Annotated in this window: 19 protein-coding genes; 13 read left to right on the top strand and 6 right to left on the bottom strand. The window is 71.3% G+C overall.

What is annotated here, in order from left to right:
• Positions 1-4: 4 nt before the first annotated feature.
• From J2X21_RS03515 to J2X21_RS03485, 7 genes are all read left to right on the top strand, one after another.
• Positions 5-994, top strand: a complete 990-nt coding sequence (locus tag J2X21_RS03515) for an ABC transporter substrate-binding protein (RefSeq protein ID WP_310324923.1) — start codon at positions 5-7, stop codon at positions 992-994.
• A 182-nt stretch (positions 995-1176) separates the two neighbouring features.
• Complete coding sequence (locus tag J2X21_RS03510) at positions 1177-2010, top strand: ABC transporter permease (RefSeq protein WP_310324921.1); 834 nt, start codon at positions 1177-1179, stop codon at positions 2008-2010.
• Positions 2007-2828, top strand: a complete 822-nt coding sequence (locus tag J2X21_RS03505; protein WP_310324918.1) for an ABC transporter ATP-binding protein — start codon at positions 2007-2009, stop codon at positions 2826-2828. The genes J2X21_RS03510 and J2X21_RS03505 overlap by 4 nt, the downstream gene beginning before the upstream one ends.
• Entirely contained in the window at positions 2825-3022 is a 198-nt protein-coding gene (locus tag J2X21_RS03500) for a DUF4089 domain-containing protein (protein WP_310324915.1), read from the top strand. The genes J2X21_RS03505 and J2X21_RS03500 overlap by 4 nt, the downstream gene beginning before the upstream one ends.
• Complete coding sequence (locus tag J2X21_RS03495; protein WP_310324912.1) at positions 3019-4431, top strand: AtzE family amidohydrolase; 1413 nt, start codon at positions 3019-3021, stop codon at positions 4429-4431. Before J2X21_RS03500 ends, J2X21_RS03495 begins: the two co-directional genes overlap by 4 nt.
• Positions 4428-4817: an oxalurate catabolism protein HpxZ gene (hpxZ, locus tag J2X21_RS03490; RefSeq protein ID WP_310324908.1), complete on the top strand. Its 390-nt coding sequence runs from the start codon at positions 4428-4430 to the stop codon at positions 4815-4817. The genes J2X21_RS03495 and hpxZ overlap by 4 nt, the downstream gene beginning before the upstream one ends.
• A 10-nt stretch (positions 4818-4827) precedes the next feature.
• Positions 4828-5538, top strand: coding sequence for a GntR family transcriptional regulator (locus J2X21_RS03485; protein WP_310324905.1), 711 nt, complete (start codon positions 4828-4830; stop codon positions 5536-5538).
• A gap of 22 nt (positions 5539-5560) precedes the next feature.
• Here the strand turns inward: J2X21_RS03485 and J2X21_RS03480 are convergent, their stop codons facing one another.
• The gene (locus J2X21_RS03480; RefSeq protein ID WP_310324901.1) at positions 5561-5911 is read right to left on the bottom strand and encodes an MmcQ/YjbR family DNA-binding protein; all 351 of its coding nucleotides are present in this window, start codon (positions 5909-5911) and stop codon (positions 5561-5563) included.
• Positions 5912-6005: 94 nt separating this feature from the next.
• Between J2X21_RS03480 and J2X21_RS03475 the strand changes: the two genes are divergently transcribed.
• The 3 genes from J2X21_RS03475 to J2X21_RS03465 all read left to right on the top strand — a co-directional run bounded on the left by J2X21_RS03475 (position 6006) and on the right by J2X21_RS03465 (position 9220).
• On the top strand, positions 6006-7109 hold the full coding sequence (locus J2X21_RS03475; protein ID WP_310324898.1) for a Kelch repeat-containing protein: 1104 nt from the start codon (positions 6006-6008) through the stop codon (positions 7107-7109).
• 112 nt (positions 7110-7221) lie between these two features.
• Entirely contained in the window at positions 7222-7950 is a 729-nt protein-coding gene (locus J2X21_RS03470) for a tetratricopeptide repeat protein (protein WP_310324896.1), read from the top strand.
• Positions 7951-8065: 115 nt separating this feature from the next.
• On the top strand, positions 8066-9220 hold the full coding sequence (locus J2X21_RS03465; protein WP_310324893.1) for an alpha-hydroxy acid oxidase: 1155 nt from the start codon (positions 8066-8068) through the stop codon (positions 9218-9220).
• 7 nt (positions 9221-9227) lie between these two features.
• Here the strand turns inward: J2X21_RS03465 and J2X21_RS03460 are convergent, their stop codons facing one another.
• A complete protein-coding gene (locus J2X21_RS03460; protein ID WP_310324890.1) occupies positions 9228-9989 on the bottom strand; it encodes a siderophore-interacting protein in 762 nt (253 codons plus the stop codon).
• 32 nt (positions 9990-10021) lie between these two features.
• Between J2X21_RS03460 and J2X21_RS03455 the strand changes: the two genes are divergently transcribed.
• The 3 genes from J2X21_RS03455 to J2X21_RS03445 are packed head-to-tail and all read left to right on the top strand — an operon-like array spanning position 10022 to position 12570.
• On the top strand, positions 10022-10498 hold the full coding sequence (locus J2X21_RS03455; RefSeq protein WP_310324889.1) for a MarR family winged helix-turn-helix transcriptional regulator: 477 nt from the start codon (positions 10022-10024) through the stop codon (positions 10496-10498).
• Between the two features lie 38 nt (positions 10499-10536).
• The gene (locus J2X21_RS03450) at positions 10537-11382 is read left to right on the top strand and encodes a DUF2785 domain-containing protein (RefSeq protein WP_310324886.1); all 846 of its coding nucleotides are present in this window, start codon (positions 10537-10539) and stop codon (positions 11380-11382) included.
• Positions 11383-11409: 27 nt separating this feature from the next.
• A complete protein-coding gene (locus J2X21_RS03445) occupies positions 11410-12570 on the top strand; it encodes a serine hydrolase domain-containing protein (protein WP_310324883.1) in 1161 nt (386 codons plus the stop codon).
• Here the strand turns inward: J2X21_RS03445 and J2X21_RS03440 are convergent, their stop codons facing one another.
• The 4 genes from J2X21_RS03440 to J2X21_RS03425 are packed head-to-tail and all read right to left on the bottom strand — an operon-like array spanning position 12571 to position 15533.
• Positions 12571-12906 (bottom strand): YnfA family protein, encoded by a 336-nt coding sequence (locus J2X21_RS03440; protein WP_310324878.1) that lies wholly within the window; start codon positions 12904-12906, stop codon positions 12571-12573. It abuts the gene before it with no gap.
• A 7-nt stretch (positions 12907-12913) separates the two neighbouring features.
• Positions 12914-13426, bottom strand: coding sequence for a GNAT family N-acetyltransferase (locus J2X21_RS03435; protein ID WP_310324875.1), 513 nt, complete (start codon positions 13424-13426; stop codon positions 12914-12916).
• Positions 13427-13431: 5 nt separating this feature from the next.
• The gene (locus J2X21_RS03430; RefSeq protein WP_310324873.1) at positions 13432-14751 is read right to left on the bottom strand and encodes a hypothetical protein; all 1320 of its coding nucleotides are present in this window, start codon (positions 14749-14751) and stop codon (positions 13432-13434) included.
• Complete coding sequence (locus J2X21_RS03425; protein ID WP_310324872.1) at positions 14748-15533, bottom strand: phosphodiester glycosidase family protein; 786 nt, start codon at positions 15531-15533, stop codon at positions 14748-14750. Before J2X21_RS03425 ends, J2X21_RS03430 begins: the two co-directional genes overlap by 4 nt.
• Between the last annotated feature and the right edge of the window lie 78 nt (positions 15534-15611).

The raw sequence follows: 15611 nt of genomic DNA, 5'->3' as shown, positions 1-15611 counted from the left end.
GACGATGACCGATTCGTTCCACCCCCGCCGCCGCACCCTGCTCGGCGCCACGGCCGCCGTGGCCACGCTGGGTGCGCCCGCCGTGCTGCGCGCGCAAGCGCCCACCAAGATCCGCATCGGCTACTGGCCCGTGGCGGCCGGCCTGCCCTTCTACGCGGCCGTGGAGAAGGGTTACTTCAAGGAGGCCGGGCTGGAGGTGGAGGCGCTGAAGTTCGCCGGCGCGCAGCAGGTGATGGAGGCCATGCTGGCCGGCCGCTGCGACGGCAGCTCCAACGGCACGGGCTCGGGCAACCTGGGCGTGGGCGAGATCGCGTCGCCGGGGCTGTTCAAGATCATCGCGACCAACCCCAGCAACGCGAAGTACGTGCTGGACCAGTTCCTCGTGCCCAAGGACAGCCCCGTCAAGACGCTGGCCGACCTGAAGGGCAAGCGCGTGGCCAGCGGCCCCGGCATCCAGAACAAGGTGCTGGCGATGACGGTGCTGGAGCGCGCCGGCGCCGCCGGCACCAGCGTGACCGAGCTGCCCATCGGCCAGCACGTGGCCGCGCTGGCGGCCGGCCAGGTGGACGCCGTCTACACGCTGGAACCCACCGGCACCGTGGGTCGGCTCAACGGCACGACAAGGCTGCTGGAGGCCGGCGTCATCGCCAAGTACATCCTGGGCGACCCGCTGGCGCCCTGGCACGGCGGCTCGGCCACGCTGACCACCGAGTTCATCAAGAAGAACCCCGAGCTGGCGAAGAAGTACATCGCCGCCTACGCGAAAGGCATCGCGCTGGTGCGCAACGATCCCGCCGAGGCGCGCAAGTTCCTGAAGGGCTACACCGCCATCGAAGGCCCGCTGACCGGCGAGGTGCCGCTGGCCTCCTACATGCTCTACAACGAGTTCAAGCCCGGCGACGTGGCGGCCTTCCAGAAGTTCTTCGACCTCTTCACGGAGAAGGGCGTGTTCGAGAAGAAGCTGGACGTGACCACCCTGCTCTACAAAGCCTGACATGAGCGTGAGCCCCTCGTCCGGTCTCTCACTGCTGAACGCAGGCGAACCCAGCCGGTCCCCCGAGGGGACGGCGATGCATGCGGCGTTGAGCCGCACGCACATCGCCAGACGGGCCGGCTTGGGAGCGGCCCGGCGCTCGGCCCGAAACGCGCGACGCAACCACGGAATGGACACCTGACATGGAACAAAACCCAACCGCCACGCCGCCGTGGCAAAGGACCAGCGCCGCCGCCGGCCAGCCGCCCGTGCGCCTGCCGCGCTTCAGCGCCGGCAAGCTGCTGCCCTTCATCGGCCCGCTGATCCTGTTCATCATCTGGGACCTGGTGGTGCGCTTCGGCCTCATCCGGCCCATCCTGCTGCCGCCGCCCGCCGCCACGCTGCAGACGCTGATCGGCGGCCTCGCCGGCGGCCCGCTGCTGACGGACTTTGCCGTCACCGTGTGGCGCACGGTGCAGGCCTTCCTGATCGCGGCCGTCATCGGCGTGCCGCTGGGCGTGCTGCTGGGCAGCAACGAGCGCGCCTACCGCAGCGTCGAGTTCCTGATCGACTTCTTCCGCTCCACGCCGTCGTCGGCGCTGATTCCGCTGTTCCTGCTGATCTTCGGCGTGAGCGACATCAACAAGGTCGCCATCGCGGCCTTCGGCGCGCTGCTGATCGTCGTGTTCAACAGCGCCTACGGCGTCATCAACGCGCGCAAGCAGCGTGTCATGGCGGCCAAGGTGATGGGTGCGTCGCGCTGGCAGATCTTCAAGGACGTGCTGGTGTGGGAGAGCCTGCAGCCCAGCTTCGTAGGCCTGCGCTCGGCGGTGTCGATGGCGCTGGTCATCGTCGTCGTGGCCGAGATGTTCATCGGCTCCGACAACGGCCTGGGCCACCGCATCATCGACGCGCAGCAGGTGCTGAACGTGAAGACCATGTACGCCGCCATCCTGGCCGCGGGCATCCTGGGCTATGTGCTCAACATCCTGTTCCTGGTGCTGGAACGCAAGATCGTCCATTGGAGTGGCAGATGAACGCAGTCCTGAACGCCCCCGTCGTGGCCGACGTGCCGCAGCGCCCCTTCCAGCCCGGCCCGGCCGGCACGCACATCACCATCCGCGGGCTGACGAAATACTTCGCCGGCTGGCCGCTGTACGAGGACTTCAACCTCGACATTCCGAAGCACAAGATCGTGTCGGTCTTCGGCCCCAACGGCTGCGGCAAAAGCACGCTGATCAACATGATCGCGGGGCTCATCCCCATCGACTCGGGCCAGATCCTGTTCGACGGCAAGACGCTGAAGGACACCAAGATCGGCTACGTCTTCCAGAACTACCGCGAGGCGATGTTTCCGTGGATGCGCACCATCGACAACATCGCCTACCCGCTGAAGATGGAAGGCCGCAGCAAGGCCGAGGTGGACCGCCGCATGGCCGAGCTGGTGGAGAGCTTCGACGTCAAGTTCGACCTGAACCGCTACCCGTATGAACTCTCCGGCGGCCAGCAGCAGACGGCGTCCATCATGCGCGCGCTGGCGCCCGAGCCCGAGGTGCTGTTCCTGGACGAACCCTTCTCGGCGCTGGACTTCGAGATGACCCTCTTCATCCGCGAGAAGCTGCAGGAGGTGTTCATGCAGACCGGCGTGACGATGATGCTGGTGTCGCACGACCTCGAAGAGGCCGTGTATCTCGCCGACGAGGTGCTGCTGCTGACCAAGCGGCCCACCAAGGTCGCCGAGATCCTGACCTACGACGACCCACGCCCGCGCACGGTGGCCACGCTGTCGGAGCCCAGCTTCGTCAACGCGAAGAAGCTGAGCCTGGAGATCTTCCAGCGTGAGGTGCGCCGGTGAACGATGCCGAGGCCTACGTGGACGCCACGGCGGCGCTGCTGGCGCTGCCGCTGGCGCCCGAGCACCGGCCGGGCGTGCTGCGCTACTTCGGGCTGGCGGCGGAGATGGCGGCGCTGGTGAACGGCCTGCCGCTGGCCACGCACGACGAGCCCGCCGAAGCCTTTGCTCCCATCGCACCGGGAGACCTCGCATGACGGCCGACGCGCTGCTGCAGCAGCCCGCCCATGCCATCGCCGCCGCCGTGCGGCAGCGCGAGGTCAGCGCCGAGGCGCTGGTGCAGGCCAGTCTCGCGCGCATCGCCGCCACCGACGGCACGGTCAACGCGTTCACCGACCTCACCGCCACCCGCGCGCTGATGGCCGCCCAGGTGCTGGACCGCCGGCTGCGCGACGGCGACACCGCCGTGCGCGCGCTGCCGCTGCTGGGCGTGCCCTATGCGGTGAAGAACCTGTTCGACGTGCGAGGCCTGACCACGCTGGCCGGCTCGAAGATCGAGCGCGACCGCCCGCCGGCCGCGCAGGACGGCCCGCTGGTGCAGCGCCTGGACGCGGCCGGCGCCGTGCTGGTGGGCGCGCTGAACATGGACGAGTACGCCTACGGCTTCACGACCGAGAACAGCCACGAGGGCCCCACGCGCAACCCGCACGACCCCACGCGCGTGGCCGGCGGCTCGTCCGGCGGCAGTGGCGCAGCGGTGGCGGCGGGCCAGGTGCCGTTGACGCTGGGCTCCGACACCAACGGCTCCATCCGCGTGCCGTCGTCGCTGTGCGGCGTGTTCGGACTCAAGCCCACCTATGGCCGGCTGCCGCGCAACGGCAGCTATCCGTTCGTCACCAGCCTGGATCACCTGGGCCCCTTTGCGCGCTCGGCGCAAGACCTGGCCCTGGCCTACGACGCGCTGCAAGGCTTCGACGCCGCCGACCCGGGCTGCGTGCGGCGCGCCGGGGAGGCCACGCATGCCACGCTGCCGCAAGGCATAGGCACGCTGCGCATCGCGCGGCTGGGCGGCTACTTCCACGACCACGCCGGCCCCGACGCCCGCGCGGCGATGGACCGCGTCGCGCAGGCGCTGGGCGGCCTGGCCACCGTCGAGCTGCCCGAGGCGCAGCGCGCCCGCGCGGCGGCGTTCCTCATCAGCCAGGCCGAGAGTTCCACGCTGCACCTGCACGACCTGCGCACCCGCGCGCAGGACTTCGAGCCGCTGTCGCGCGACCGCTTCCTGGCCGGCGCGCTGCTGCCCGCCGCCTGGGTGCAGCAGGCCCGGCGCGTGCGCCGCTGGTTCGCGCTGCGCGCGGCCGAACTGCTGCGCGATGTGGACGTGCTGATCGCGCCGGCCACGCCGGTGGTGGCGCCCGAGATCGGCAGCGAGTGGATGGACGTCAACGGCCAGCGGCTGCCGGCCCGACCCAGCCTGGGCCTGCTGACCCAGCCCATTTCCTGCATCGGCCTGCCGGTGTGCGCAGCACCGGTGTGGGGCGTACACGCGCACCTGCCCATCGGCGTGCAGATCATTGCCGCGCCGTGGCGCGAAGACCATGCGCTGCGCGTCGCCCACGCGCTGGAGCAGGCGGGCGTGTTCAGCGCCCCCGTTGCCAATCCATGACCGACATCAACCTTCCTGACGTGCTGGCCGAGATGCAAGCGATGTTCGACGCGTACGAAGACGCGCTCGTCAACAACAAGGTCGACGTGCTGGACGCGCTGTTCTGGAACTCGCCGCACACCGTGCGCTACGGCACCGGCGAGAACCTGCTGGGCTATGCCGAGATCCAGGCCTTCCGCGCGGCGCGTTCGCCGGCCGGGCTGGCGCGCTCCTTGAGCCGCACCGTCATCACCACCTACGGCCGCGACTTCGCCACCGCGATGACCGAGTTCCACCGCGACGGCAACCCGGCCATAGGCCGGCAAAGCCAGACCTGGGTGCGCATGCCCGACGGTTGGAAAGTCGTCGCCGCGCACGTGAGCCTGCTCACACCACCCGCTCGCTAAGATCGATCGCATGCGGGTTGCAGTTGATTCCCCCACGCCGGCCCGGCCCAACCTGGCCGAGCAGGTCTATGCCCGGCTCAAGGCCGAGCTGAACGACTTCCAGCTGGTGCCCGGCGATCGCTTCTCCGAGGCCGAGCTGGGCCTGCGCCTGGGCGTCAGCCGCACGCCGGTGCGCGAGGCCTTGTTCAGGCTGCGCAACGAGGGCTTTCTCGACGTGGAGGCCAAGGCCGGCTGGTCCGTGCGGCCCATCGACTTCGGCCGGCTGGAGCAGCTCTACGACCTGCGCATCATCCTGGAGCTGGCCGCGGTGGCAAAGCTGTGCGCCCACACCGGCACGCCGCCGCCGGAGCTTGAGTCGCTGAAGGCCATCTGGCTGGTGCCCGCCGCCGAGCGGCTGACCGACGGCCGCGAGGTGGGCCAGCTGGACGAGGCCTTCCACGCGACGCTGGTGCGCGCCGCCGGCAACGCCGAGATGGCCCGCGTGCACTGGGACGTGACCGAGCGCATCCGCATCATCCGGCACCTGGACTTCACGCGCGGCCACCGCATCGAGGCCACCTACACCGAGCACGGCAAGATCCTGCGCGCCGTCATGCAGCGCAAGGTCGACCAGGCGCAGATGCTGCTGCGCAGCCATGTGGAGCAGAGCAAGGCCGAGGTGCGCAAGATCACGCTGGCCACGCTGCACGAGGCGCGCGAGCGGTCGGCGGCCGGCCGCTAGGAGCCTGCGCGGCAGAGGGTTCCTAGATCCCCAGTTCCACCCGCTTCTTCTTCGGCAGCTTGCCCGCCACCAGCTCGTGCGAGCGCGTCACCAGCGCCTTCAGCTCCGACAGCGGCAGCGCCTTTGCGTTCTCCACGGCCACCCAGTGGTAGCGCGCCGCGTAGGGCGCGGGCTTGAGGCCGGGCAGCCCGGTCAGCTCCAGGAAGCGGTGCTCGTCGACCTTGAAGCTGCAGCCCGTGAACGGGCCCGGGTGCGGCCCGGCGACGAAGAACATCTTGGCGCCCACGCTGGCCACCCAGTCGGCGCCCCACTTGACGTCCTGCGTGGCTCCCGGCAGCGAGAGGGCGTGGTCGGCAAGGGCTTGGAAGCTCATGGCGCAATTACAGCACCGTGGGGCTTGGACGCGCGGCAGCTCGCGGGCAACATGGGCGCCCCACCACCCGGCGCCTCGCGGCGACCTGCTACGCATGAAGGCCTTTGCATTCGCCCTGTGGCTGGCGCCCGCCGCCACGCTAGTCGCCGCCCCCTCGCCCACCGCCACGCTACTCAGCGTCAGCAACGCCACGGCCATGCTGAGCGCCCGCGCTGCCCACCAGGCCACGGCCACGGCGCAAGGCCTGGTACTGCTCAGTGGCGGCTGCGCGCAGGCCAACTGCGACGGCGTGCAGCGCTCGGCCGAGCTGTTCGACCCGGCCACCGGCCGCCATGCGCCGGCCGGCACGATGCGCGAGGCCCGCGTGGCCCATACCGCGGCGCCGCTGCCCGACGGCCGCGTGCTGGTGGCGGGCGGCTGGACCGGCGCCGCCGTGACCGACTCGGTGGAGGTGTTCGACCCCGCCACGCGCCGCTTCACGCCCGCGCCCGCCATGGCCACGCCGCGCATGGACGGCACCGCCACGCCGCTGGCCGACGGCCGCGTGCTGATCGCCGGCGGCGCGCAGCGCACCAACCAGCCCACGGCCGCGACGGAACTGTTCGACCCGGCCACCGGCCGCCTCGCCCCGGCCGGCGCAATGCAAAGCCCGCGCGCCCACCATGGCGCCGTGCGCCTGCGCGACGGCCGCGTGCTGCTGGTGGGCGGGCTGGTGGGCCGCCACCGGGCCACGGCCAGCGCCGAGATCTACGACCCGGCCAGCGGCCGCTTCACGCCCACCGGTTCGCTGCGCGAGCCGCGCTGCAAGCTGGCCGCGCTGGCACTGCAGGACGGCCGCGTGATGGTCATCGCCGGCTCTCCCAACTGCGAGGAAGGGCGCCGCCTGGCCAGCACCGAGATCTGGGACCCGGCCACCGGCCGCTTCGAGCCCGGTCCGGCGCTGGCCCACCCGCGGTACAAGATCGCCGCCGCGGCCGCCGTGCTGGCCAGTGGCGACGTGCTGATCGCCGGCAACGCGAACGATGTGGAGGTCTGGACGCCCGGCACGCCGGCCTTCACGACGCTGCGCGGCGCCATCGGCGACGAGCTGTCGTTCAGCACCGCGACCGCGCTGCCCGATGGCCGCGCGCTGATCGCCGGCGGCTACGACCCGCGCATCGTGCCGACGGCGCGCGCCTGGCAGGTGGCGCGCCGCTGACAACGTTCGCGCGCCGATGGTTCGTGAGATTTCTCACGGCCGCCGGCCGGGCCGCGGCGCGGGCCGCCACAACAATCCGGGCTCCATGCATCACCGAGCCTCGCCCCCCGGCATGCCCATCGCGGTCCAGCCCCTGCAGCAGGGGCTGGCGCTGTTCCACGCCACGCCGCCGGACTACCGGCGCGCGGCCGGCTGGTTCCGCGCTGCCGCCGAGACCGGCGACCACGACGGCGTTGCGATGCTGGGCCTGTGCCAACTCGAAGGCCTGGGCCTGCCTGCCGACCCGGTGCAGGCGCGCGCGCTGCTGGAGCGCGCCGCCGCGAACGGCAGCGCCATCGGCCACTTCCAGCTGGGCCGCGTGCTGATGACCGGCCGCGGCGGACCCACCGACGAGGACCGCGGCCTGCAGGCCTATGTGGCCGCCGCCGCGCTGGGCCATGCGGAGGCCTGCTTCAACCTGGCCAGCTGCCTGTTCGCCGGCGTGGGCTGCCTGCCCGACCGGCTGGCCGCCAAGGCGCTGTACCTGCGCAGCCGCACGCTGGGCTGCGCGCTGCGGCCGCAGGGCGTGCGCGTGCAGCGGCGCGAGCTGAAGGCCGTGCGCGCGCTGTCCGTGCGCTTTGCCGACCCGCACCGGCTGGTCTACCTGCTCAATGAACGCCAGCAGGAGCTGGCGCTGGTGCACGCGGCCACGCAGGCCCGACCGCGCCGCGAGCCGCCGCCGCGGCGCTGGCGCCAGGCCGGCCAGCTGGCGGCCGGCGTCGTCGTGGCCGTGGCCGGCACGCTGGGCCAGTACCTGCGCCCGCCATCGCGCGACGCCGGGCCGACGACGCTGGACTTCTGAGCCGCCGCGCCGCCCGGGGCGCAAACACTCAAGGGGCTGAGAACTCGCGGCCCGCGTCCACGGGGTCGCCGATGCAGCCGAGAATCCACCGCTGCACGCCCAACCCTGCCCTGCCATGCCCGTCATCACCTGCGTCGAAGACCTGCGCCAACTCGCCGAGAAGCGCGTGCCGCGCATGTTCTACGACTACGCCGACTCCGGCTCCTGGACCGAGACCACCTACCGCGCCAACGAGGCCGACTTCCAGGCCATCAAGCTGCGCCAGCGCGTGGCGGTGAACATGGAAGGCCGCAGCACGGCCGTGAAGATGATCGGCCAGGACGCCAAGATGCCCGTGGCCATCGCGCCCGTCGGGCTGACCGGCATGCAGCACGCCGACGGCGAGATCCACGCCGCGCGTGCGGCCGAGAAGTTCGGCATCCCGTTCACGCTGTCGACGATGAGCATCTGCTCCATCGAGGACATCGCCGAGAACACCTCGTCGCCGTTCTGGTTCCAGCTCTACATGATGCGCGACCGCGACGCGATGGCGCGCATGATCGACCGCTGCAAGGCCGCCAAGTGCTCGGCGCTGGTGCTGACGCTGGACCTGCAGGTCATCGGCCAGCGCCACAAGGACCTGAAGAACGGCCTGACCGCGCCGCCGCGGCCCACGCTGAAGAACATCCTGAACCTGGCCACCAAGCCGCGCTGGGTGCTGGGCATGGCGGGCACGAAGCGCCACACCTTCCGCAACCTGGTGGGCCATGTGAAGGGCGTCAGCGACATGCGGTCCCTCTCGGCCTGGACCAACGAGCAGTTCGACCCGCGCCTGAGCTGGGCGGACATCGCCTGGGTCAAGCAGCAATGGGGCGGCAAGCTCATCCTGAAGGGCATCATGGAGGTGGAAGACGCCAAGCTGGCCGTGCAGGCCGGCGCCGACGCCATTGTCGTCAGCAACCACGGCGGCCGCCAGCTGGACGGCGCGCCCAGCAGCATCCACGCGCTGCCGGCCATCGTGGCCGAGGTGGGCCACCAGATCGAGGTCTGGATGGATGGCGGCATCCGCTCCGGCCAGGACGTGCTGAAGGCCTGGGCGCTGGGCGCCAAGGGCACGATGGTGGGCCGCGCGATGGTCTACGGCCTGGGCGCGATGGGTGAGGCCGGCGTCACCAAGATGCTGCAGATGCTGCACAAGGAACTGGACGTCAGCATGGCCTTCTGCGGCCACCGCGAGCTGACGAACGTGACGCGCGACATCCTCGTCGCCGGCACCTACCCGAAGCCTTGAACGGGCCTCAGGCGGCCGCTTCTTCGTCCAGCCGGGCGTGGTAGGCCACCGCACCGGCCTTCCAGTAGGCGGCCACCTTCAGCGCCTCCTTGGGGTGGCCCTTGTCGCGCAGCAGCAGCTCGCGCGCCTGCGCCATCGTGTGCGCCTCGCCGGCGCACCAGACAAAGCCCTCGCCCGCCGGCAGCGCCGCGCCGCGCAGCCCTTGCAGCAGCGCCTCGGGCGTGGCCGCCAGGTGCAGATCCAGCGCCGCGGGCCGGCGTGCGGGCAGCGTGGGCAGGTCGTCCATCAGCAGCCACAGCGACACGCGGGCATCCGCCGGCAGCTCCTCCAGCCGCCGCGCGATTGCCGGCCAGGCGGTGTCGTCGCCCACCAGCCAATGCCAGTCGTAGTCCACGGGGATGACCATGGAGCCACGCGGGCCGGCCACCGTCAGCGTCTGGCCCGGCGCGGCCTGCTCGGCCCAGCCGCTGAACGGGCCGCTGCCATGCACCGCGAATTCCAGCACCAGCTCGCCGCGTGCGGTGTCGAAAGCGCGCGGCGTGTAGTCGCGCATCAGCAGGGCGCCCTCGCCTGCATCGGGGTCGGGCAGCATCAGCTTCACATGGTCGTCGAAGGAGCTGGACACGAAGCTGCGCAGCGACTCGCCCCGCAACGTGACGACGACGAATCGGCCGTCGCGGCGCTGCACATCGGTGACGATCAGCTCGCGGCGCTGGATCTCATGCCGCACGCGCTGCACGCGGCGGACTGGCGTTTGATCGGACAACATGAATCTTGCACTGGTTGATAATGTCATCCATCATGAACAAGACAGTTGATAAAGTCAACTCAAAATCCCTGACGCCGGCGGGGGAGATCTTCGACCAGCTGCACACGGTGCTTCACCTGCACCGCGGCCGGCAGCCGCGCGAAGTGGCGGCAGAGGACGCGGTCGCGCTGACGCACATGGAGGCCAAGGCGCTGGGCTTCTTCGGCCGCAATCCCGGCTCGACGCAGACCGACCTGGTGCAGCGCAGCGGCCGCGACAAGGCGCAGATCGCGCGGCTGATCGCGTTGCTGAAGGAGCGCGGCCTCATCGTCTCCAGCGCCGACGCGGCCGACCGCCGCACGCAGCGGCTGGCGCTGACCGAGGCCGGCCAAGCCTTGCACCGCCGGCTGCGCCGCCACAGCGAGCAACTGGCACAGGCCGCGGTGCAAGGCTTCAGCGATGCCGAACTGGCCCAGCTGCTGGCCATGCTGGCGCGGCTGCGCACCAATCTCGAAGCCGCGGCCGAGTGACTTTTGCCGTGGCGCGCAAGGCATGCGCTACTGCGGCCATGCGCATCGCCCTGCTCGCCCTCGCCCTGCACCTGCCCGCCATCGCGCAGACCTGCGCACCGCCCGCCGACCTGAAGACCGAGACCGACGCCACCCGCATCCAGCACCTGGCCGTTGCGCTGCTGCCCTGCCTGGCCCACCCCGACCCACGGCTGCGCGACGACATCGCGTTCGAGCAGCTGTCCGCCTGGTCGCGCGCGGCCAAGCTGCAGGCGGCCACGCTGCAGCGCCTGCGCGCCGACCTCGTCGCCGTGCTGGATGCGCCGCCCGACGCCGCCGGCGTGCACCAGCCGTTCGCGGTGCTGACGCTGGCCGAGGTGGCGCGCGCGGACCGGCTTCAACCCTTCATGACGGCCGAGCAGCGCGCCGAACTGGTGGCGCGCGCGGCGCGCTATCTGGTGGGTATGCGCGACTACCGCGGGCTCGTCGCCGGCGAGGGCTGGCGCCACGGCGTGGCGCATGGCGCCGACCTGGCCCTGCAGCTGGGCATGAATGCGGCGCTGACGCCTGCCCAGCGCCAGGCGCTGCTGGACGCAGTCACGTCGCAGGTGCTGGCCAACCACCGCCACGCCTACCGCTTCGGCGAGGGCCAGCGGCTGGCGCGCGCGGCGCTGCAGTTGCAGCTGTGGCTGAAGCCCGACGCCACCGCCTGGCAGGCCTGGCTGGACGGTCTGCTGGCGCCGCTGAAGCAGGCCACCGCGTGGGACGAAACCGCGATGACCGATCTGCACAACCTGCGCGGCTTCCTGTGGCCGCTGCTGGCCGGCGTGCTGGACGTGCCCGACACCGCCCAGCGCGACGCGTGGCAGGCGCCGTTGCAAAAGACGCTGCGGCGCTTGCCGTAGCGGTGGTGGGTTCGTTAGGCTGACGTGATGCGCTCCTACCTTGCCTGCATCGCCGGCCTCTTGGCCGCCCTGCCGCTGCTCGCCGTCGCGGCGCCCACGCTTCCCGACCGCACCGCCATCGACGCCGAAGTCGCCCGGCTGATGGCCGCCTCACAGGCGCAAGGCCTGGCGCTGGCCGTCATCCACGAAGGGCGCGTCGTGCACGTGGCCGCCTACGGCAAGCGCAACGCGGCGGGCGAACCGCTGCAGACCGACACGGTGATGTACGGCGCGTCGCTGACCAAGGCCGTGTTCGGCCAGGTCGTCATGCAGCTCGTCGAGGCCGGGCGGCTGGACCTGGACAAGCCGCTGGTCAGCTACCTCGACAAGCCGCTGCCCGACTACCCACGCGACAGCAAATACGGCCCCTGGCACCACCTCGCCAAGGAGCCGCGCTGGCGCCAGCTGACGGCTCGCATGCTGCTGACGCACAGCGGTGGTTTTGCCAACTTCGCCTTCCTGGAGCCCGATGGCCGGCTGCGCATGCACTTCGACCCCGGCACGCGCTATGCGTACTCCGGCGAGGGGCTGATCCTGCTGCAGTTCGTGCTGGAGAAGGGCCTGGGGCTGGACATCGGCGACGAGGCGCAGCGCCGCGTCTTCACGCCGCTGGGCATGACGCGCACCAGCCTGATGTGGCGGGCCGACTTCCGCCCCAACCTCGCCGACGGCTGGACGGAGGAAGGCAAGACCGAGCCGCACGACGAGCGCAGCCGCGTGCGCGTGGCGGGGTCCATGGACACCACCATCGCCGACATGGCGCGCTTCGCGGCCGGCTACATCAGCGGCATGGGCCTGTCACCCGCCGGTGCCGCCGAGCTGACGAAGGCCCACCTGCCCATCACGACAGCCTCGCAGTTCCCGACGCTGCAACCCGAACTGCCGCCCGCGCAGCGTCGCGCCGACCTGGCCGCGGGGCTGGGCGTCGTCACGTTCACGGGGCCGCAGGGGCCTGCCTTCTTCAAGGGCGGGCACAACGACAGCACCGGCAACACCTGGGTCTGCGTGAAGGCGGGCCAGCGCTGCGTCGTCATCCTCGCCAACGACGTGCGCGCCGAGCGCGCGTTCCCGCGGCTGGTGGAGTTCATCCTCGGCGAGACGGGCACGCCGTGGCGTTGGGAGTACGGCGCGAAGGACTTCGTGAAGTGATCAGGCGCTGGCGCGCGGCCCGAACATGATGACCGCCATGCCCGCGAAGCACAGGCCCACGCCGATCCAGTCCGTCGTTGTCGGCTGCACCTTGTCCACCACCATCAGCCACACGATGGCCACGCCGATATAGACGCCGCCATAGGCCGCGTAGGCCCGGCCGGCGGCTGTGGGATGCAGCGTCAGCAGCCACGCGAACAGCGCCAGGCTGGCCGCGGCCGGCAGCAGCAGCCAGGCCGGGGCGCCCTGCTTCAGCCACAGCCAGGGCAGGTAGCAGCCGACGATCTCGGCCAGCGCGGTGATGACGAAAAGCCCGAAGGTCTTGAGCAGGTCCATGGTGGGGTCAGGTCGCGTGTCGCTCGAAATGCAGGCAGTCGTGCCAGACGCCGCCCAGCTCGAAGCTACGCTCGGAGCGGCCGTACTGCCGGAAGCCGCTGCGCTGCAGCACCTTGATGGAACCTTCGTTGTTGACGCGTGCGTTGGCCGTCACGCGCAGCAGGCCCAGTTCACCAAAGGCGATGGCCAGCACCCGGCGCACCGCCTCGCTGGCATGGCCGCGGCCGCCGGCCGCTTCGGCGATGCGATAGCCAAGGTCGGCGCAGTGAAAATGCTTGCGGCGCACGCCGGTCAGGTTGATGCGGCCGACCAGTGCGCCGGCGGCGTCGCGGATCAGGAACTGGTAGGCCTTGTCCTCGGCGGCCTCGCGCTGGGCCAGCGCGATGGCGGCACGCACGCCGTCAGGCGAGTAGTAGCCCTCAGGCCTTGAGTTGATGCGGGCCTCGAAGAAGGCGCGGTTGTCGGTCTCGAAGCGCAGCAACTCATCGGCCACATCGAGCGTGGGTGGCAGCAGTTGCATCACGATCAGCGCCCCGCTGCCGTCACCAGAGCCAGCGCCTCGGCCGGCGTCACGGCGCCCTCGCCCGGCACTTCGACGACGATCAGATAACCCGCCAGGTCAGGCCGCGCGCCGGCGGCCGCATAGGTCTGCGCCAGCGTCAGCTGCCGGCTGGCGACGAGGCCGCCGGTGGCCGGGTCCCAGTCCTCGTTGGAAATCATGCAGCCCTGCTGCGGCGTGCCGGGGAAGTGGCTGGTGCCGGCGTAATAGGCCGGGTTGATCGTCGTGCCGTGCACCAGCAACTCGTCGCGGCCCGCGCGGCCGGCGAGGAAGGCTTCCTTGATGGGCGCCCAGGCGCGCCAGCCGGGCGGCAGATAGGTGTCGTACAGCGCCTCGTTCCAGTCGGCGGCGCCCGGCGCGGGCACATGCTCGAACTCGGCCACGGTCGCCTCCACGGGCAGCTTGCTGTGCAGATACGGCGTGGGGCCGATGTTGGGATTGGTGGCCGTGCCGGCGCCGACGATGGTGAACAGCCCTTGCGGCGTGTTGCCGTTGGTGATCGTGCCCGGCAGGCCCGTGCGAGCCAGCGCCAGTTGCGGCGACGTGAACAGCTGGCCGGCGCCGTCGCGCACGAAGCGGCCGCCCGCGTCGCGCACCAGTGCCAGGCCCATCTGCTGGCGGCCGGGGCGCTGCAGGCTGACGATGACCGGGAAGCCCGGCCGCAATGGCGCGGCCAGCAACTCGGCCAGCGGCGGCTGGGCCGCGGCGGAGGGCCGCAGGCGCAGCATCAGCGCGGTCAGCCGCGCGTCGTCGGCCCAGTTCGGGAACTGCTGCGGCACCAGCAGTCGCAGGCGATCCGCAGCGGCGCCATCGGCCTGCAGCAGCGTGTAGGCGGCAATGGCAAACGGCTTGCTGGTCGTCAGCTGCGGCAGCAGCGGCCAGACCAGCGGCGCGGCGTCGGCGGCGTACAGCGTGTGCGCGGCCGTCAGCAGCGCGCGCTGCGTCTCGGCGTCGCGCTGGCCCAGCGTGGGTAAGGCCTGCAGCAGCAGCGGGCGTGCAGTGGCGATCTCGGCGTTGTACTGGGCGACCAGGTCGAACAGCCGGGGCAGCGCGGCGTCGCGCGCCGGGCCGGGTGGCAACGCGATGCGGGCGCGGATGTCGGCCAGCGCGGTTTCGCGCAACGCGCGTTCACCGTCGGTGGACGTGGCGGGCCAGCTGAAGTCCGCCGGCTTCAACGCCAGCAGCTCGGCGGCGCTGTAGCGCTTCTCGGCGCTGGGTGGCGGTTGGGTCGCGCAGGCCGCCAGCAGCAACGCGGCAGCCAATGTGGTCAGGGAACGAAGATTCATGGCGCCACAAAGTGAACAGCATTGGCCACGCGGCGCAGCGCGGGCTCGTTGAAGGGGCGCGGCAGGCGCGACTCGCCTTGGATCAGCAGTGTGGATGAGCCGCCGCCGTCGAGGTTGAAGGCCTGCACGGCGCCCAGCTCGCGCAACAACTGCGCGGTCTGCGCCAACGTCAGGCCCTTCACGTCGCCGCGGCGGCCGGCGGCCAGCAGCACGATGAGGTGGCGGCCCGAGGCGTCCAGGCCGATGGCCGTGCGCGGATGCGTGTAGGCGCACAGGTTGGCGCAGCTCGCGTCGTCCTCGGCCGTGCGCGCGTGGCCGTCGCGCACCAGCCAGGGCGTGCCGCTGACGGCCATGCGCCATGCGGGCTCGGGCGTGGGCGGCGCATCGAAGCGGATGACGCACTGGGTGTCGCAGGCCAGCAGCGGGTCTTTCGCGCTGGCCGGCGCCTTCAGCAACGCGGGCCAGGGCTGGCCCTCGGTCACCGTGACGCCGCGCGGGCGGAACTCGCGGTCGAAGAAGGAGGCGTTGATGCTGGCCAGCGCGCCACGGCCGCTGGCCATCTGGTCCACGGACTGGCCCGCCTCCGCCGGTGGCGACTGCGTGACACGCACGTGCTGCAAATCCACACGCAGCGCCTGCACATCGCTGTCGGGCCAAGGGCTCCACGCGCGGTGGGCCAGGCCGGGGGCCAGTGCCTGCCAGCCGGCGGGCGGAGGCGGCGCCACGGTGGCACAGGCTGTCACCAGCGCCAGCAGGCATCCTGTCAAGAATAGACGCAGCATGCAGCGATGCTAACGGCCGCCTTCATGTCGAAAACCGCGCTGGCCATTCGTCATCAGGTTGCGACCCCATCAACACCC

The organism is Roseateles asaccharophilus (assembly GCF_031458115.1).
GTDB lineage: Bacteria > Pseudomonadota > Gammaproteobacteria > Burkholderiales > Burkholderiaceae_C > Pelomonas > Pelomonas asaccharophilus_A.
The sequence above is the reverse complement of the archived record's forward strand: the minus strand, read 5'-3'. Positions and strand labels throughout refer to the sequence as shown.